Source organism: Alkalibaculum sporogenes (assembly GCF_009362815.1).
GTDB lineage: Bacteria > Bacillota > Clostridia > Eubacteriales > Alkalibacteraceae > Alkalibaculum_A > Alkalibaculum_A sporogenes.
Genome location: NZ_WHNX01000006.1, coordinates 62028 through 79620 on the forward strand (window position 1 = coordinate 62028; position 17593 = coordinate 79620).

The window sequence follows — 17593 nt, forward strand, 5'->3', positions numbered from 1 at the left end:
TAATATCAATATCTATAATACACATTATAAACTGCAATACCTAGTGTAGGAATGTAAAGGAGGATTATTTGTGTTACTTGAACTTAATGTGAAAAATTATGCTCTTATAGAAAATTTAAATATCCAATTTGCAAAAGGATTTAATGTGATAACTGGTGAAACTGGTGTTGGAAAATCTATAATAATAGATGCCCTTACAATGTGTTTAGGTAATAGAGCTAGCAAAGACATTGTCAGAAAAGACAAAGAGAAGATGATTGCACAAGCTCTTTTTTTCATAGAAAATCCTAGTAAAGAAGTTAAAGTTTTTTTTGATAGATTAGGAATAGATGATGTTAATAATATAATACTTACTAGGGAAGTTACTAGCAGTGGTAAGAGTATTGCAAGAATAAACGGAATTGTAGTAAATGTAAACGATCTAAGGCAACTAGGTACCTTGTTAGTTGATATACATAGTCAAAGAGAGCATCAATCCCTTTTAGATAGAAGTAAACATATTTCAATAATAGATAATTATATTGGTGTATCGTTAGAAAAGCCATTAGAAGAGTTAAAGTTAATACTAGCTAAATATAGAGAACTTATAAATCGTAGAGATAAAATAATTAAAGAAGAAATGCAAATGGAAAGAGAAAAAGATTTGTTGCAGTTTCAATCAAAAGAATTATCTGAAATTACATTGGTCCAAGGGGAAGATGAAGAATTAGAAAGTCAATATAAAATTTTAAATAATTCGGAGATGATATTTACTAATAGTAATATAGCATACGAGCTATTATACCTAAATGAAAAGTCTGTCTATAATGAATTATCAAAATCAATAGATTATATAGAGAAGATAAAGAAGATTGATGAAAAGGTCACTGATTATCTTAACATACTAAATGAGGCACTTCTTTTAATAGAAGACGGTGCTCATTCTATAAGAGATTATAAAGATGAGATTAATTATAATCAAGATGAACTAGAAGATTTAAATAGAAAAATTGTGAAAATTGACAACTTGAAAAAAAAGTATGGTCCCGAAATTAAAGACATTTTAGACTATAAAGAATACGTGGAACAAAGATTAGAAATAATCGTAAATAAGAATGAAGTGCTTAGTGAACTAGACAAAAAAATTGATATACAAAAAGATAATTACTTAAAAATTGCAAATACTATTTCTAATATTAGAAAAAAAAATGCACAAATTTTTGAAAAAAAAATTACTAAGGAATTAAAAGATTTAGCTATGGAAAAAGCTGTTTTTAAAGTTGAACAAAATATCGATGAATCAAGGTTTTCAACTATGGGAATTGATAATATAGAGTTCTTTATTAAAACTAATGCAGGAGAGGATTTTAAGCCATTAGTTAAAACAGCTTCTGGTGGAGAATTATCTAGGATTATTTTATCAATTAAGAATATTATTAATCTTTCGGATAATATAGATACTTTAATCTTTGATGAAGTTGATACGGGAATAAGTGGGCGGAGTGCACAAACAGTAGCGAAAAAAATAAATAATATATCGATTAATACTCAAGTAGTATGTATATCTCATTTACCACAAATTGCTTCAATGGCAGATATTCATTATAATGTCATAAAAGAAAGCACTGAAAATGAGACATTTACAATATTTAAAAAATTAAATATAAATGAACGGTGTATAGAATTAGCAAAAATGACTAGTGGACATGAATTAACTGAAAAGAGTATAGACCATGCACGAGAGATGTTAATACTCAATGGTAAAATATCTCCATGATACCATTGATAAACTTACCTATATGATTGCTTTACAAAAATAGAATATAACAATTAAGGCAGGAGAAAATAGACTTATATCCAATAAAGGAGGTGAGATTCTTTCTATGAGAGAGAAACTAAACCAAAGGAAAATAAGTCTATTTTTTATTTTTTGCATTTTAATAGTTTTTACAGTATATATAGCATTGAGTTACATGCTTGTACCAAATGAATTGTACTTACTTAGTGGGAAAAATAGTATTCTTAAATATGACTTGCCAGTTAGAGTGAACATATCAAGTGAAAATAATGAAATTCTACAAGTAAATGGAAATATATCATCAAACTACGATATAAGCTTGAGAGAACCATTGACAGTAAAAAGTGAAGAGTCAGGAATCGTAGATTTAAAATTAAAGATATTTGGAATATTACCAGCTAGTGTCCAGGTGAAGATTCTTCCAGATATTAAATTATATCCTGGAGGTCAACTTGTGGGTGTAAAATTAGAAACAGAAGGTGTTATTATAGTAGGGTTGCAAGAGTTAGAGGCAGTTGATGAAAAACTATACAATCCGGGAAAAGACTCTCAATTAATGTTGGGAGATATCATTTATAAGGTTAATAATGTAGAAGTAAATACTGCAGAAGAAGTAACAGCTATGATCAATGAATTAACAGGTGAATCAGTTAAACTTCATATTCATAGAAATAGTAAAAATGAAGTTGTAAAGATAGAACCTGTAAAATGCAAATCAGATAATACGTATAGATTAGGTTTGTGGGTAAGAGATAATACAGCAGGAATTGGTACAATGACTTTTTATGAAGATCAAAGTAATAAATTTGGAGCTCTTGGTCATCCAATTACTGATATTACAACAAATATTACGGTTCCTGTAAAAGATGGTTCTATTGTATCTTCAAAAGTACTGTCAATTCTACCAGGTAAATCAGGTACACCTGGTGAAATAAGAGGTGTGTTCTACAATGAAAAAGAAGTGCTAGGGCAATTGAACAAAAATACAGAAAATGGAGTATTTGGAAGGTTGACTGAAAGATTAGATAATAAATTATATGATGCCCCTTTAGATATAGGACTTCAAAGTGATATTGAAGTAGGTGAAGCAAAAATATTGACTACTTTAGAAGATGACACAGTTGAAATGTTTGACATTTATATAGAAAAAGTGAATATGCAGTTAAAGAAAAGTGGTAAAGGCTTAGTAATTAGAGTAACCGATGAAAAACTTCTAAATCAAACAGGAGGGATAATCCAAGGAATGAGTGGTAGCCCTATTATTCAAAATGGGAAAATAGTGGGTGCAGTTACACATGTATTTGTAAATGATCCTACAAAGGGCTATGGAGTGTTTATTGAATGGATGTTAGAAGAAGCTGGAATAGCTTTTGTCGAATAAGTGAAAAAAACATAAAAAATGTAAAAATTGATAATTATAGAAGGAATATAGTAAAAATAATAGAATTATATTATATAATAGGGTTATACAGAAAATTATATTGTATATTATCTAAAAGGGGGATATCATAATGAAATTACACAAAGTTGTAATTGCTGATGACAACAAAGATTTTAACGAGTTAGTAGCAGAATATATAAATAAACAAAAAGAATTTAAAATAGTAGGTAGAGCTTTTAATGGCAATGAATTATTAGAACTCGTTAAAACAGAAGAACCTGATATAATTGTTTTAGATGTTATTATGCCTGAATTAGACGGATTAGGTGTATTAGAACGGTTGAATTGTGTTAATGGTAAATGTCAGCCTAAAATAATTATGTTGTCAGCTGTAGGGCAAGATAAAATAACAAAAAGAGCGATGGCTTTGGGTGCTGATTATTATATCGTTAAACCTTTTGAATTAGATTCATTAGTAAGTAGAATGAAACAACTAGTAGAGAATACTTTTGAATTCTCTGAAAATGAGGTAAGAAGAGAGTTCATAAAAGAAACGACTGACATAAAAGATTATATGTATGAAATTACAACAATCTTACACGAAGTTGGAGTTCCTGCACATATTAAAGGTTATATATATCTAAGAGAAGCAATACAAATGGTAATAGATAATATAGAATTATTAGGTGCTGTAACTAAAGAATTGTATCCAAACATTGCTGAAAAACACAATACCACTGCTAGTAGAGTGGAAAGAGCTATTCGTCATGCAATTGAAGTAGCTTGGTCTAGAGGGCGAGTGGAAACTATTGATAATATTTTTGGATATACTATAGATAATCATAAAGGCAAACCTACCAACTCAGAATTTGTTGCAATGGTAGCTGATAAGCTTAGATTAGAGAGATATACTTATGCATAAATAAATTTTGCTTAAAAAGTAATGATGTCGTTTACATGAATAAAAAGCAGGGTATCCTGCTTTTTTGATGTATAAAGTTTGTAAAAAAAAAGTCAATATGCTAAAATATAAGTGAAAATTGGAATAATGGAGGAATAAATATGGAAAGATTTGTACCAGTAGGTATCTCTAACAGACATGTTCATTTATCTCAAAAAGATCTTGAGATATTATTTGGTTTAGGCTATACATTGACACATATGAAAGACTTGTCTCAACCTGGACAGTATGCATGCGAAGAAAAAATTGATGTTGTGGGAGTCAAAGGAACTTTAAAGGGAGTTAGAATTTTAGGACCTGTAAGAAAAGATACGCAAATAGAAATTTCTGTTGCAGATGGATTTGTTTTAGGTGTAAAAGCACCAATTAGAGATTCTGGAGATTTAAATGACTCGCCTGGATTAAAAATAGTTGGACCTAAGGGTGAAGTTGAACTTAACAAAGGCGCTATAATTGCTTCAAGGCATATTCATATGAGTGTTGAAGAAGGTGAAAAGTTTAATCTTAAAGATAAAGATATAGTTAATGTACAAATTGAAGGTAAAAGAGGATTAATATTTAATAATGTATTAGTTCGTGTTAACAAAGACTATAGACTAGAATTGCATGTGGATATAGAAGAAGGTAATGCAGCAGGGCTTAAAAATGGACAGTTAGTAAAGATAGTTTAATGCATCATAATATTGTTATTTATGCACAAAATATATTATAAAATTAGAAAGCAAAGCATTGAGCTTTGTTTTTTAATAGGAGCGCTACTTCTCTATTCAATTAAAATAGAAAGGGTTATAGGGGAAAAATTCTCCCATCGCATTTATTTAATACCCTTGAATTTGAATTGTTTAAATAATATAATAGTAAAATGTTATTAGAAAGAAGAGGTGGTATTATGCCAAATCCAATAGCTTTAGAAATATTTGGGTTTAAATTGAGATGGTATGGTGTTTTAATTTCATTAGGAATCCTGTTAGGGGTTCTCATAGCACTTAGAAGAGGTGCTAAAAAGAACGTAATAGCAGATGATTTGCTAGATGTTTTAATTGTTGGAATACCATGTGCTATTATAGGAGCAAGGTTGTATTACGTCATCTTTAACTTAGGTTATTATACAAATCATCCTAATGAGATCATAGCCATTTGGGAAGGTGGTCTAGCTATTCATGGGGGTTTAATAGCTGCTATCTTAGGAGGATATATTACTTGCAAAGTTAAAAAACTAGATTTTTTAAAAATACTAGATATATTTGCACCATGCTTTCCGTTGGGACAAGCAATAGGAAGATGGGGCAATTATTTTAATCAAGAAGCTTATGGTGGGGAAACAACATTACCGTGGGCAATTACAGTAATGGATCCAGTAAAAGGGTCTATACAAGTACACCCTACTTTTTTATATGAAAGTATATGGAATACCTTATTGTTTGGTTTTATATTATTCTATGAAAAAAGGTTTAAGAAAGCAGAAGGTGAACTTATATGTATATATGCTATATTTTACTCAGTAGGAAGATTTTTTATTGAGGGTTTAAGAACAGATAGCCTTTATTTTATGGGATTTAGAACAGCGCAATTAATTAGTATAGTTTTTGTGGTGATTGGCTCAGTTATACTTGTAAAACTTAGAAAAAAAGCTGTTGAATTGTAAAATTAAATAATAAAAGTGAGATAATAATAATTTATCAATAATATTAAAAGAAGACAATAATAAATGTCTTTTTTTTTGTGTAATTATACCTATATGCTTGTACAAAGTGGGCGTGAGTGGTATAATGTGGTTAGTTGTGGGGAAGATAGAGGTGTGTGCTGTGTTTATTGGAGAGTATCAGCATAATATTGACGAAAAAGGAAGGCTTACTATGCCTTCAAAATTTAGAGATGAGTTAGGCTTAAAGTTTGTTGTAACTAAAGGTCTTGATAAATGTCTGTTTATTTTTCCTACAGAAGAATGGAGTAAATTTGAAGAAAAACTAAAAACTTTACCTATATCTAGCAAAGACGCTAGAGCTTTTTCTAGATTTTTCTTTGCAGGTGCGACTGAATGTGAACTCGATAAACAAGGCAGAATAATGTTGCCTGCTAATTTACGAAATTACGCTCAAATCACAAAGGAAACATTTGTCATAGGTGTTTCTAGTAGATTAGAGATATGGAATAAAGAAAATTGGGAAGATTATAATGATGATGATGATTTGAGTTATGATTCTATTGCAGAAAAAATGACTATGCTAGGAATATAAGGTAGAGTAACACACACTACATTTGAGGTGTAATATGGAATTAATGCATACTTCGGTACTACTAGATGAATGTTTGTCCGGATTAAATATAAAAGAAAATGGAATCTATGTAGACGCTACATTAGGTGGAGCAGGCCATAGTAGAGAAATCTGTAAATTGCTGAGCAAAAATGGGACTTTAATCGGTATTGATCAAGATGATTATGCACTAGAAAGAGCTACTAAGAACTTAGATGTATTTGAATGTAAGAAAATTCTTGTGAGAGATAACTTTAGAAATATAAAAGATATCATTTCTAATTTAGATATAAATGAAGTGGATGGAATATTAATGGACTTAGGAGTTTCTTCTTTCCAATTAGATGATGCTGATAGAGGGTTCTCGTATAATAATCAAGCTAAATTAGACATGCGTATGGATAAGCGAAGTGAATTTTCTGCCTACAATTTAGTAAATGAATATAGTGAACGTGAAATCTTTAGAGTTATAAGACAATATGGAGAAGAAAAATTTGCTTCTAGAATTGCTAAAACAATTGTTAAAGCAAGAGTTGATAATCCTATAGAAACTACGGAAGATTTAGTAGAAATTATTAAAAGATCAATTCCAGCAAAATTTAGAAGAGAGGGACCACATCCAGCAAAAAGAACCTTTCAAGCCATTAGAATAGAAGTTAATAGCGAACTTAGTATATTAGAAGATGCAATTAAAGATTCTATTTTCAGACTTGCTATAGGTGGGAGAATTTGCATGATAAGTTTTCACTCGTTAGAAGACCGTATCATAAAGCAAACTTACAAAGCCTTAGCAAATCCATGTAAATGCCCTCCTGATTTTCCAGAGTGTGCGTGTGGGAAAGTACCATCTATTGAGGTAGTTACAAGAAAACCGATATATCCATCACAAGTGGAATTAGATAATAACCCTAGATCGAGAAGTGCAAAATTACGAGTTGCTCAAAAAATATAGTATAATTTGTATAGGAGTGAATATTAATGGTAATAACAGAAAAAAGACGTTATAATTATTATTTAGAAGATGATGATATTGCAATCACAAGAATTAGAGATAAATATAAAAAAACTAACACAAAAAAGTTCAAATCACTTTCTAAATGTGGATGTGTATTAATTGTATTGTTTGCTTTTTTTCTTGGTATTATGTTGTTAATTCAACACTCTAGAATAACTACGATTAACTCTGAAATTGTAGAAGTGGAAAAACAGTTAAAGGAAATTCAAATGATTAACGATAGTAAAGAAGGAATGCTTCTATCTACTTTAGATTTAGATTCAATAGAAAAAGTAGCAAAAGAAAAATTGGGCATGGTAGAACCTACGATAGATCAATACTCTTATTTAGCAATTTCAGACTCGAATTTGCGAGCTAATACTAATACTGATATACATACAGCAAATGAAGATAAAGCCACGGGTTCATGGTTTACACGACTGATCGATTAATAGGAGGGGATGATTTGTCAATATATCATTTAAGAAGAAAAAAAAGGCTGGTTTTTGCCTTTTTTGTTTTTTTTATATTTTTTATTGTCATGGCTATTCGACTTACATATATCCAAGCTTTTGATTCAATAAAACTTACCGATGAACAGATAGATCAATTAATGGGTGAAATCCCTATAACGGCCACGAGAGGCGACATATACGACAGGAATATGAATATATTGGCGAAAGATGCTTCTGCTAGCAGGATATATGTTAGACCTAGAGATCTTGAAAATGCTGAAGAAGTTGCTGACTATTTAAGTAAAATATTAGATCTAGATAGAGATATATTATACGAAAAAATTTCTGATACTTCACAGTGGATAGCACTAGTTGAACGCAAGGTAGATAATGATATAGCATTTGAAATAAGGGATCAAAATTTTAAGGGTGTTGAAATATCTGAGGATAAAAAACGTTATTATACAAATGGTAACTTTGCTTCGTATATTTTAGGTTTTACAGGTACAGATCATCAAGGTTTATACGGAATAGAAAGTGTTTTTAATAATGTGTTGAGTGGAGAAGATGGTGTTCTAGTTTATGAAAAAGATGGTAAAAGTCAAAAAGTACCTTCAGGTTATCAAGTAAGAATTGAACCTGAAGATGGTGATAATCTAGCACTTACAACAGATAGCGTAATACAGCATTTTTTAGAATCACAAGTTGAAAAGACTGTTAATGATTTAGATGCAAAGCGAGTTATTGCCATCGCTATGGATCCTAAAACTGGTGACATCTTGGGAATGAGTAGTAAACCAGATTATAATTTGAATGATCCTAGGACTATTTCTGAAATTTTTGAAACCAAGTTATCTGATGAATTAAAAGATAAAAATCTTGGTGAAAAGCAATTAGCTATGTGGAGAAATCCGGCAGTTACTCTAAATTATGAACCAGGATCAACATTTAAAGTAGTTACTGCATCTGCTGTACTCGAAGAGGGAGTAGTAACGCCTGAAACACCATTTTTTGATAAAGGATACATTAATATTGCTGGAGCACAGATTAAGTGTCATCTTTATCCGAGAAGTCATGGTGCTCAAACCTTTGTAGAAGGTGTTCAACACTCATGTAATCCTGTAATGGTTGAAGCTATCCAGCGACTTGATCCGGATGAGTTTTATAAGTATATATATAACTTTGGGTTTGGTGATAAGACAGGTATACAATTAGATGGTGAGCAGTCTGGAATAGTGCCTGCTAATGTTGAGCAAAATTTGATTAATTATGTTACTAAATCATTTGGTCAAGGAATTTCAGTAACTCCAATACAACTAATTACTGCTTTGTCTGCAGTGGTGAATGATGGCAAATATATGCAACCTAATATAGTAAAGTATATATTATCAAGCGATAGTAATGAAATCATACAAGAATACAAACCACATCAGATACGTCAAGTGATTTCGGAAGATACGGCAAGTATTTTGCAAGATACTATGGAAAAAGTAATAAGCGAATCAGATGTATTAAGTAAAATTGCGGAAAAATATAGAGTTGGCGGCAAAACAGGAACTGCACAAAAGGTAATAGATGGTAAGTATGCCCAAGGTATTTACATAACTTCTTTTTTCGGATTTGCACCTGTTGAAGATCCCAAAGTTGCAGTTTTATTTATAATTGATGAACCTAAAGGATATAATGTGACAGGTAGTAATACTGCTGCACCTGCTGCATTAGAATTTATAAACAGTACTCTTGACTATTTAGATGTACCAAATAATGATAAAGAAAATTTTGGAGACAGTAGTATTGTCCCAGATCTTAGAAGCCAAGATATGACACTCGCACAAGAAGTTTTGGGTTATTTGAATCTTAAATATGAAGTTACTAGTGATATAAAGGAAGGATATATAGTTAATCAAGATCCTATGCCTGGGCAACTTATAGATAAAGATACTGTTATAAAACTTACTTTAGATAAAGAAGCTATTGACACTAGTACAGAACTGGTTAGTGTACCAAATATTATGGATATGACTGTTCAGCAAGCTAATGAAGTACTTAGAAGACTAGGTTTAGAGCTTACAGTAACAGGTGCAGGTGGAGTATCAACTAAGCAATCACCTTTAGCTGGAGAATTAGTGAAAAAGGGTACAAAAGTAATAGTTGAATTTAAACCTATAGAATAACATATTAGCCTTGACAAGAGTCAAGGCTAATATGTGTTAAATACTCTATTTACCTTATAATTCCTCCAAAATAGGTAATTTAAGTTTGCATATTGAATTTTTTGATATAATATAAGATAATTGATTATTAAGAGGTGAAACAGATGTTTTTGAGGGATTTATTGAGGGGATTAGATTATGAATTATTACTTGGAGATATTAATGAAAAGATTAATACAGTGTGTTATGATTCGAGGTTTGTTAAATCAAGTAGTATTTTTGTTGCTATTAAAGGTTTTAAGGTAGATGGACACATATTTATACCAACTGCAATTTCTAATGGTGCAAAGGTTATAATTGTCGAGGAAGTACCTATAAAATTGATTCAAGGTATTACTTATATAAAAACAGATAATACGCGTCTAGCATTGTCAAAAATCGCAAGTAATTATTATGATAACCCATCTCATAAATTAAAAGTTATTGGAATTACTGGTACAAATGGAAAAACTAGTACTAGTTTAATTTTGAAAAATATATTGAGTCATTGGGGTAAAAAAGTTGGAGTAATAGGAACAATTGGTGTCTATATAGGAGAAGAGAAGAGAGAAGCACATCACACAACTCCAGAATCATTAGAGTTACAGGGTATACTACATGAAATGTTAGAAAATGGTGTTGAATATGTAATCATGGAAGTATCTTCACATTCTTTGCAATTAGATAGAGTGGCTAATACAAGATTTGAACATGTTATTTTTACAAATTTAACTCAAGATCATCTAGATTTTCATGGAGATATGCAATCTTATTTTAATGAAAAGAAAAAACTCTTTTTTATGTATGAAGGTACAGGAGCAATTAATACAGATGATGAATATGGTAGAGTATTGTATTCGGAGCTTAATAAAGACGGTAAACCATGTAAAATTTACGGTTTACATGGTAACAAGGACGTATATGCAAAAGATATTTTATATTCTATAGTAGGAGTACAGTTTACATTAGTAACGTCGAAGTGTGAAGAAAATATTTACTGCCCAATTCCAGGAGAATTTTCAGTGTATAATATATTAAGTGCTATTACAATATCATTAGAAGAGGGTATAGATATAGAAGACTTAAAAGATTCCCTAAGTAATATGCCAATTATATCAGGTAGAATAGAGAGACTCAATATTAACGCTCCATATGAAGTTATAATTGATTTTGCTCATACTCCAGACGGTTTAGAAAATGTCCTAAAGACTATTAGAGATCAAGTGAAAGGTAGACTAATAACTGTATTTGGATGTGGCGGAGATCGTGATAAAGGTAAAAGATCAATTATGGGTAAAATTGCTGGTGAGTTGAGTGAGTTTTGTGTTATAACTACTGATAACCCAAGATCAGAAGATCCTCAATGTATAATAGATGATATAGTAATAGGGATAAATACAACAAAGTGTGAATATATTACAATAGTAGATAGATATAAAGCAATAGCCTATGCATTAAATATTGCACAAGAAAAGGATGTTGTATTATTAGCAGGCAAGGGTCATGAAACGTATCAAGTGCTACATGATAAGACCATTCCATTTGACGAAAAGACTATCGTGAAGGAGATCCTTGAAAAATGATACCGATAGAAATAAACATTGTTGTTGAAGTTACAAAAGGTAAATTATTCAACAGTAAATACGCTAATATAAATAAATATAACAAGATAACAAGTGTTTGTATAGATAGTAGATTAGCAAAAAAAGGTTCCCTTTTTATAGCTCTAAAAGGAAAAAATATTGATGGTCATGATTGTATTGAGGATGCTATAAAACGCGGTGCAGTAGCTATTTTAATAGAAAAAGAAGTGAATATATACACCGATAGAACTATTATTCAAGTAAAAGATAATATTAAGGCGATTCACGAATTAACTAAGTATTATAGAAGTATGTTAGATATACCAATCTTAGCATTAACAGGTAGTAGCGGAAAAACTACAACTAAGGATATAATATACTCTGTACTACAACAAAAGTTTAATGTTCATAGAACAAAGGGCAATCAAAACAATGAACTTGGAGTTCCATTGACCATGTTCCAAATAGAGAAGGAAACAGAAATAGCAGTTATTGAAATGGGCATGAATCATCAAGGAGAAATAAGTAAATTAGTTCATATGGCGGTTCCAGATATTTCAATAATAACTAACGTTGGTGTAAGCCATATGGAGCATCTTGGAACTAAAGAAAATATTTTTAAAGCAAAACGTGAAATACTAGAGACTCTGAAAGATTATCAAATAGCTCTAGTCAATGGGGACGATGAATACTTAAGCACAATAAGCGACGAAAAATTCAAGGTAGTAAATTTTGGAATTCAAAACTCTGAATCGGATATTTATGCAACAGATATAGATTCAGGTACAGAAGGTTTAAAATTTAGAGTACATTATAAAGGAAATAGTGAATACTTTAGCTTTAAGTTTCCAGGTATTCACAATGTGTACAATTGTATTACTGCCATATTTTTAGGAAAGTACTACGGATTGACATTTAAGCAGATTCAAGATGGCCTTCAAAATTATAATCCCAGTAATAATCGCATGGATATAAGATTAGTTAATAATTATACTGTAATTAACGACAGTTATAATGCTAATCCTGATTCTATGAAAGCTGCCCTTAATGTATTAACAGATTATAAATCTAAAGACGGCAGAGCAATCGCAGTTATAGGAGATATGCTGGAAATGGGCATAGAATCCGTAAAATATCATCTTGAAGTGGGAGAGTTTTTAGCTTTAAAAGATATAGATTATCTAGTATCTGTTGGGCAATATGCCAAATATTATATAAGTGGAGCGAAGAACAAAGGTATGGAATCTACCGTACTTACTCATTTTGAAAATAATAAAATGGCTGCAGATTATTTAAGAAGCCTATTAAAGGCTGACGACGTAATATTAATAAAAGGTTCAAGAGGTATGTCAATGGAAGAAATACTGCACTTACTCGAGAGGAGTTAATTTAATGAAATTAGTTATATTATCAACATTTATATCTTTTATAATTATATTTATCATTGGACCTTATTTTATACCGTTTTTACAAAGACTTAAATTTGGCCAAAGCATTAGGGAAGAAGGGCCTCAAAGTCACATGGTTAAATCTGGAACTCCTACTATGGGCGGGTTAATGATACTTTTTGCTATAATACTCACCAGTTTATTATTTATAACAAATCGAACAGAGTTATTTGTTGCATTAATAGCTACTATAGGATTTGGAATTATAGGATTTATCGACGATTTTATCAAAATTATATTAAAAAGAAACTTAGGGCTTAAAGCATATCAAAAATTACTTTTACAATTTGCTATAGCAATTTTTATAGCTGTATATGCTGCAAATCATCAAAATATAGGGACAGTATTAGCTGTTCCATTTACTAATATGTTATTGGATATGAATTTTTTATATATACCATTTACTATAATTTTCATAGTAGGGTTTGTAAATGCAGTAAATTTAACAGATGGACTAGATGGTTTAGCGTCAGGCGCAAGCTTTTTTTCAGCAGTCTTTTTTGTAATCGCTAGTTTATATAATGGATATTACGAGCTAGCGCTATTTGCAGGGAGCTTAGTAGGAGCATGTCTTGGATTTTTAAGGTATAATATTTATCCTGCAAAAGTGTTTATGGGTGATACTGGGTCTTTAGCTTTAGGCGGAGCACTTATTTCCTTAGCAGTACTGACTAGAATGGAATTGTTTTTTTTCATTGTTGGCGGTTTATTTTTAGTAGAGGCAGCTTCAGTAATAATCCAAGTCTCTTATTTTAAGATTTCAAAAGGTAAAAGGATCTTTAGAATGACGCCTATACATCACCATTATGAATTAAAGGGGTGGCATGAAAAAAAAGTTGTGAGAGTTTTTTGGTTAATAGCTTTTTTACTTGCAATTATAGGTTATATAGCGTTAATAATAAATATATAGGTGATGAAAATGAGAGAGTATTATTTAATTGTTGGGTGCGCGAGAAGTGGAATTGGAAGTGCTAGATTTTTGTTAAAAAAAGGATACAAGGTGATTCTTTTAGATAGCAAGGACTATGATGTAATTTTTAATATTTATCCAGAAATTTCTGTTTTACAAGAAGACCCAAATGTTATATTAGTTTTTGGACAACAACCAGATGAAAGTATTTTGAGTCAAGTCAAAGAAATAATTTTAAGTCCAGGAGTACCACTAGACATACCTATCTTATCTAAAGCAAGAGATAAAAAAATAAAAATTATAAGTGAAGTAGAATTAGCATATACCTATAGTGAAACTCCTATTATTGCTATTACTGGTACTAATGGTAAGAGTACTACTACTACACTTGTAGGTGAAATATTTAAAAATAGTGGTAAAAAGACATATGTAGTTGGAAATATTGGCGAACCAATAATTAATCATGTTGAAGAAGCCTCGAAAAAAGATATTTTCATACTTGAAATTAGTAGTTTTCAATTAGAAACCGTTGATACTTTTAAACCTAAAATGGGTACAATTATAAATATTACGCCAGATCATTTAGATAGGCATAAGACAATAGAAAACTACTTCGATGCTAAACTAAAAATAGTAAAGAATTTACGTAAAGAGGATATTTTTCTTGTAAATCAAGATGATCAACGTATTTTAAATGCTACAATGCAGTATAATTGCAGTAAAATATACTTTAGTTTAAAACAAAAAGTATCAAAAGGTGCATACTATGAAGATAATATTATTAAAATAGTTGATAATGGTAATGAATACTTTGTTTGTAAAAGTGATGAATTAAAAATACCAGGGATTCACAATGTTCAGAATGTATTAGTTGCGATAGCATTATCTTATTTTAGTGGCATAGAAATTAAAGTAATTAGAGATACACTTCTAAGTTTTGGTGGAGTAATCCATAGATTAGAATATGTTAGAGAATTAGATGGGATTAAATTTATTAACGATTCTAAAGGTACTAATACAGATGCTAGTACTACTGCAATTAGAGCTATTGAAAAACCTATTATACTTATTGCTGGAGGTTACGATAAGAATGTTTCATTTGATGAATGGGTTGATAGTTTTGAGGGAAAGGTAAAATATCTAATAGTTATAGGTAGTACAGCAGATAAAATAATTGACTGTGCTTATAAGAAAGGTTTTAATCAAGTTGTTAAAAAGAATACCTTTTATGAAGCTGTATTACAAGCTTATAGTGTAGCTAAGTCAGGAGATACAATATTACTATCGCCTGGTTGTGCAAGCTGGGGTATGTTTGAAAATTATGAACAAAGAGGTAATATGTTTAAAGAAATAGTCTGTAATCTAGGAGGAAAATAAATGAGTAAAGAAAATCAAAGTAAAAAAGTACCAAGTGATTTTCTATTGATTTTTTGTATACTTAGTTTACTCTGTATAGGTGTAATAATGGTGTTTAGTGCAAGTATATACACTTCAGCTGTTAAATATAATGGTGATCAATATTTCCTTTTTAAAAAACAACTATTGTTCGCAGGTGTAGGTCTAATTGTAATGATGGTTGTAAGTAAAATAAATTATAAGATTTATCACCGGTACCACAAGATAATATTAGCTATATCTATTTTACTATTAATTGCAGTACTCTTCGTTGGACAGGAATTAAATGGAGCACGTAGATGGTTTTCTTTAGGAGGTTTAAGCTTGCAACCTTCTGAAATCGCTAAATATGGAGTTGTTATTTTCTGTGCTGCTACTCTTTCTAGTATGAAAGATCAAGTACGATCTTTTAGAAAAGGGCTATTGCCCTATTTAATTTTAATTGGTGTAGTTTCTGGATTAATATACAAGCAACCTAATTTGAGTACTGCGCTTATTATTGCTGTAATTGTAATTGGTATGGTATTTGTTGCAGGAGGAAACTTAGGATATATTATGGGTCTTGGTGGTGGTTTAGTTGGAGCTGCTCTCTATGCTATGTTATTTATTGGTTGGAGAAAAGATAGAGTAGAATCTTTTTTCGATCCTAGTGCCAATATTACGGGAAGCGGATGGCAAGCAAGACAATCTTTACTTGCATTAGGATCTGGAGGCATATTTGGCCAAGGACTAGGAAATGGAAAACAAAAGATGTTTTACTTACCAGAACCGCAAAACGACTTCATATTTGCTCATATAGGTGAAGAACTTGGGTTAATCGGCACTCTTCTGATTCTGGCTTTATTTCTACTTTTAATTTGGCGTGGATTAAGAATATCATTATATGCTCCTGATACCTTTTCTTCACTGCTGTCATTTGGAGTTGTTTTAATGGTAGGATTACAAGTGTTAATAAATGTATGTGTTGTAACTCAGATAATACCAGTAACAGGAATTCCATTGCCATTTATTAGTGCTGGAGGATCATCACTATTATTTTTAATGGGAGGGATGGGGATTTTGCTGAATATTTCTAAGAGTACACCCATTAATAGGAGGTAGACAATGAGAGTAGTAGTTGCTGCAGGAGGCACCGGAGGACATATTTATCCAGGTATTGCAATAGCCAAATATATAATAAGTAAGCATCCTGATGCAAATATTATATTTGTAGGTACTGATAAAGGTTTAGAAAAAGATATAGTACCTAAGGAAGGTTTCGAAATAAAACTAATCAGAGTAAAAGGATTTGAAAGAAGACTAAGTATCGATACTTTACAAACTATAAAACAGATGTTTTTAGGATTAAGTGATGCTAAAAAAATAATTAAAGATTTAAAACCAGATATAGTTATAGGGACTGGCGGATATGTCTGTGGACCTGTACTATTTGCTGCATGGCAAGAGAAAGTACCTACACTAATACATGAACAAAATGCATTTCCAGGAGTTACTAATAAGATACTGTCTAAATTTGTAGACAAAGTAGCAGTAAGTTTTCCAGAGGCAATCAGTTTTTTTAAAGATAAAAAGAAAGTTATAGTATCTGGAAATCCTATTAGGAATGATTTTAAAGATAATGATAGAAAAAGAGCAAGAGAAAAACTTAATATACCATTTGATGCCATTGTAATTGTTGCTACAGGTGGAAGTCAAGGTGCCCTAACTATTAATAAAAGCATGGTTGAAGTTGTGAAAAAATACAATAATCAAAAAAATGTTTATATTATACATGTTACAGGTAATAATCAATACGAAGATATCATTAAAATGTATAGAGAACAAGGTATAATTACTCACAATAATATAAATACTCAAATAATTGCTTATTCATATGATATGCCGAATTTACTTAAAGCCTGTGATTTGATTATATCTAGAGCAGGAGCTGTTACTGTATCAGAAATTTGTGCTATAGGTCGTGCATCAATTCTAATCCCTTTTCCATTTGCTACAGATAATCATCAAGAGTTTAATGCAAAAGTAATTACAGATAAAAAAGGTGGAATACTCATTTTAAATAAAGATTTAAATGGATCTACATTAATTGACTCTATATCTGAAATAATTGGAGATAAAGAAAAACTAATATTGATGGAAAGAATATCTTCTGAACTTGGCATTTTAAATGGAGACGAAACTATATACAATGAAATTAAGAACTTGGTATAAATGTATTTGTAACATCTTTTCTTCTCTAGGA

The 17593-nt window shown here is 30.6% G+C and carries 15 protein-coding genes; all 15 read left to right on the top strand.

Translation table 11 applies throughout. From position 1 onward, the window contains the following. Positions 1 to 70: 70 nt before the first annotated feature. The 15 genes from recN to murG all read left to right on the top strand — a co-directional run bounded on the left by recN (position 71) and on the right by murG (position 17562). On the top strand, positions 71 to 1756 hold the full coding sequence (recN, locus tag GC105_RS05105) for a DNA repair protein RecN (RefSeq protein ID WP_343029957.1): 1686 nt from the start codon (positions 71 to 73) through the stop codon (positions 1754 to 1756). 106 nt (positions 1757 to 1862) lie between these two features. Next, complete coding sequence (gene spoIVB / locus GC105_RS05110; RefSeq protein WP_152802409.1) at positions 1863 to 3158, top strand: SpoIVB peptidase; 1296 nt, start codon at positions 1863 to 1865, stop codon at positions 3156 to 3158. Positions 3159 to 3288: 130 nt separating this feature from the next. Beyond that, entirely contained in the window at positions 3289 to 4080 is a 792-nt protein-coding gene (spo0A, locus tag GC105_RS05115) for a sporulation transcription factor Spo0A (protein WP_152802410.1), read from the top strand. A gap of 140 nt (positions 4081 to 4220) precedes the next feature. After that, positions 4221 to 4790 carry a phosphate propanoyltransferase gene (gene pduL / locus GC105_RS05120; protein ID WP_152802412.1) on the top strand — a complete coding sequence of 190 codons (570 nt, stop codon included), beginning with the start codon at positions 4221 to 4223 and terminating at the stop codon, positions 4788 to 4790. A 218-nt stretch (positions 4791 to 5008) separates the two neighbouring features. Continuing rightward, on the top strand, positions 5009 to 5764 hold the full coding sequence (gene lgt, locus GC105_RS05125) for a prolipoprotein diacylglyceryl transferase (RefSeq protein ID WP_152802415.1): 756 nt from the start codon (positions 5009 to 5011) through the stop codon (positions 5762 to 5764). 160 nt (positions 5765 to 5924) lie between these two features. Further along, entirely contained in the window at positions 5925 to 6356 is a 432-nt protein-coding gene (gene mraZ / locus GC105_RS05130) for a division/cell wall cluster transcriptional repressor MraZ (protein ID WP_343029962.1), read from the top strand. Between the two features lie 34 nt (positions 6357 to 6390). Further along, positions 6391 to 7326 (top strand): 16S rRNA (cytosine(1402)-N(4))-methyltransferase RsmH, encoded by a 936-nt coding sequence (gene rsmH / locus GC105_RS05135; RefSeq protein ID WP_152802417.1) that lies wholly within the window; start codon positions 6391 to 6393, stop codon positions 7324 to 7326. 26 nt (positions 7327 to 7352) lie between these two features. Further along, entirely contained in the window at positions 7353 to 7820 is a 468-nt protein-coding gene (locus GC105_RS05140) for an FtsB family cell division protein (protein ID WP_152802418.1), read from the top strand. Between the two features lie 14 nt (positions 7821 to 7834). After that, positions 7835 to 9997, top strand: coding sequence for a penicillin-binding transpeptidase domain-containing protein (locus GC105_RS05145; RefSeq protein WP_193708288.1), 2163 nt, complete (start codon positions 7835 to 7837; stop codon positions 9995 to 9997). Between the two features lie 143 nt (positions 9998 to 10140). Beyond that, positions 10141 to 11598, top strand: coding sequence for a UDP-N-acetylmuramoyl-L-alanyl-D-glutamate--2,6-diaminopimelate ligase (locus tag GC105_RS05150; RefSeq protein ID WP_152802420.1), 1458 nt, complete (start codon positions 10141 to 10143; stop codon positions 11596 to 11598). Further along, complete coding sequence (locus tag GC105_RS05155) at positions 11595 to 12986, top strand: UDP-N-acetylmuramoyl-tripeptide--D-alanyl-D-alanine ligase (RefSeq protein WP_152802421.1); 1392 nt, start codon at positions 11595 to 11597, stop codon at positions 12984 to 12986. Before GC105_RS05150 ends, GC105_RS05155 begins: the two co-directional genes overlap by 4 nt. A 4-nt stretch (positions 12987 to 12990) precedes the next feature. Beyond that, positions 12991 to 13956 (top strand): phospho-N-acetylmuramoyl-pentapeptide-transferase, encoded by a 966-nt coding sequence (gene mraY / locus GC105_RS05160; protein WP_152802422.1) that lies wholly within the window; start codon positions 12991 to 12993, stop codon positions 13954 to 13956. Between the two features lie 9 nt (positions 13957 to 13965). Further along, positions 13966 to 15333, top strand: a complete 1368-nt coding sequence (gene murD / locus GC105_RS05165; RefSeq protein ID WP_193708289.1) for a UDP-N-acetylmuramoyl-L-alanine--D-glutamate ligase — start codon at positions 13966 to 13968, stop codon at positions 15331 to 15333. Then, positions 15334 to 16452 (top strand): putative lipid II flippase FtsW, encoded by a 1119-nt coding sequence (ftsW, locus tag GC105_RS05170; protein WP_152802424.1) that lies wholly within the window; start codon positions 15334 to 15336, stop codon positions 16450 to 16452. A 3-nt stretch (positions 16453 to 16455) separates the two neighbouring features. Further along, positions 16456 to 17562, top strand: coding sequence for an undecaprenyldiphospho-muramoylpentapeptide beta-N-acetylglucosaminyltransferase (murG, locus tag GC105_RS05175; RefSeq protein ID WP_152802426.1), 1107 nt, complete (start codon positions 16456 to 16458; stop codon positions 17560 to 17562). Positions 17563 to 17593 lie beyond the last annotated feature (31 nt).